The following is a 2,288-nucleotide window of genomic DNA, read 5'->3' on the forward strand; positions in this document are numbered from 1 at the left end:
AAAGCGAATCCGCCGCAATCTCCGAAAACGCGCACAGCAAATACGAACGGAGACGCGAAAAGGACGCGACCCGTCACGGATCAACCGGGTGGTTCATGAGGATTGGCCGCCCCGGGACCGTCCATACAGATGTGTGTCCGGTGCTCCCTGCCGAGCGACTGGTGAACAGTACTCCAACTTCACGCCCGACACAAACACCCCTGCTGGTCACCGGCGCCCGCAGCCGCCGCCGGCGATCACGGGCGGAGGCTGCAGGTGTCGGAGGCGTCGGCGTCAGCCCTTGGCCGCGGCCCGCCGGGCGCGGATCGCCGCCTGCCGTTCGTCGAATCGGGTCGCCTGGGCGGTCAGGCCGTCGAGCATCAGGCCGAGCTCCATCTGGGCCCTGACCCCGTCCGGGCCCAGGCCGCCCATCTCCATCACCTTGAGGTGGCGCAGCACGGGGAGCAGCACGTCGTCGAGGTGGACGCGGAGGTTGTAGACGCCGTCGACGGCGATCCGCGCGGCTGCTCGTTCGAAGCCGGGCATGCCGTGGCCGGGCATGCGGAAGTTGGTCACCACCTCGTTGACGGCCTGCATCGTCTGGTCGGGGGCGAGTTCGAACGAGGCCTTGAGCAGGTTCCGGTAGAAGATCATGTGCAGGTTCTCGTCGTTGGCGACCTGCGCCAGCATCCGGTCGCAGACGGGGTCGCCGGAAGCATGTCCGGTGTTGCGGTGGGAGATGCGGGTGGCCAGCTCCTGGAACGCGACGTAGGCGACGGTGTGGAGCGGCGAGTGCCGGTTGTCGGAGACGAAACCGTTCTGCATGTGGGTCATGCGGGCCCGCTCCAGTTCCACCGGGTCGACGGCGCGGGAGGCGAGCAGGTAGTCGCGCAGCACCATCGAGTGCCGTGCCTCTTCTGCCGTCCACTGGTGCACCCATGTGCCCCAGGCCCCGTCCCGGCCGAACAGGGTCGCGATCTCGTGGTGGTAGCTGGGCAGGTTGTCCTCCGTCAGCAGGTTCACCACCAGCGAGACCCGGCCGACCTCGGTCAGCGGCGACTGCTCGACCGACCACGCCTCGCCACCGAGCGGCCCGTCGAAGTCCCGACCGCGGCTCCAGGGCACGTACTCGTGCGGCATCCACTCCTTGAAGACCTGCAGGTGGCGGTTGAGCTCACGCTCGACCACCTCCTCCAGGACCTGCAGAAGTCGGGCGTCGGTCCACCGGGCGTGGGAGGAGGTGCTGCTCACGGGTTCAACTCTCGATCGACGAACAAACCTACGGTCCCGTAGGTAACGCCACCGTAGGTTCGCCACCCCGGCGGTGTCTGGGGCCGTTCGGCCCCATTCCTCACGGCCGGATTTCGTCTGCCTCCGCGCACTGCCCGACGGAGCAACCGAGCGCCGTGAACGCCTCGACGCCGACGGAGTACCGGCGATGGAGTGCAGGCGACGGGACGGCTCCCTCGCGCACCGGCGAGAACCACCCGGACGCGAACCGCACCATCAGTCCAGTCACTCATCGTCACTGATTCAATGCGCAGGGTGCCGAGTCGTGCCGTGCACGACGCCCGGAGAGAAGAAGGGAACCCCTATGCCCCGCGTGTTCACCAAGGCGGTCGGCCTCGCCGCCATCGGCGTGCTGGCCTTCGCCACCGCACAGCCCTCGCAGGCCAGCACCACCGCCGACCAGTCGGTCCGGGCGGCCGGCGCGCACCACGCCTACTTCGTGATGACCGACGTCACGGAGGAGGAGTTCGTCATCGAGCTGACAGAGCGCGACGAGATCGAGCACGCCCGGAGACTCGTCCACGGCGAGACCACCGACCGTCCGCACGTGATCGCGCGGATCATTCCGCGGCCGGTTCGCTACAACCCCCGATGGAGCTACCACACCGACCCCGGGACCACGCACTTCTTCGACAGCGCCACCGAGGTCTGCGACGCGACCATCCCGTATGTCGAGGAGCACCTCGACGAGGCCGGCGGCGCCTTCCTGCCCGGCTACACGTGGTGCGACTGGTCCTCCCGCCTCGTCAGGGAGATCCGCGCCCGCTAGCCGACCATGCCTGCGTCACAACACCCGTTTCACACGCCGCTGTTGGGGCCGACCGCCGCGGCGGCCCCGACTCGCCGTCGCGCTCGGGTCGCGCTGCCGGGCGCACAGGGCCGAAGCGCCGACCGAAACCCTCGGCTCCGCCGCGCCGCCGGCTCAGAGAGTGTTGGGTAATTGGGTGATCACTCGTTCTTGAGGTCGTCGGCGAGGCGGCGGGCTGCTTCGGTCTCGATGGGGCCGCGCGGTGCGATCT

At 68.7% G+C, this 2,288-nt stretch carries 2 protein-coding genes; one reads left to right on the plus strand and one right to left on the minus strand.

The genetic code is table 11. The features are described from left to right. Positions 1-273: 273 nt before the first annotated feature. Positions 274-1,230, minus strand: coding sequence for an acyl-ACP desaturase (locus IEZ12_RS37210; RefSeq protein WP_189278849.1), 957 nt, complete (start codon positions 1,228-1,230; stop codon positions 274-276). A gap of 343 nt (positions 1,231-1,573) precedes the next feature. On the opposite strand from IEZ12_RS37210, the gene IEZ12_RS37215 reads away from it, so the two are divergent. Beyond that, a complete protein-coding gene (locus IEZ12_RS37215; RefSeq protein WP_189278851.1) occupies positions 1,574-2,038 on the plus strand; it encodes a BP74-related protein in 465 nt (154 codons plus the stop codon). The last annotated feature ends 250 nt before the right edge of the window (positions 2,039-2,288 follow it).

It is taken from the genome of Kitasatospora griseola, assembly GCF_014648555.1.
In the GTDB taxonomy this organism is placed as follows: Bacteria; Actinomycetota; Actinomycetes; order Streptomycetales; family Streptomycetaceae; genus Kitasatospora; species Kitasatospora griseola.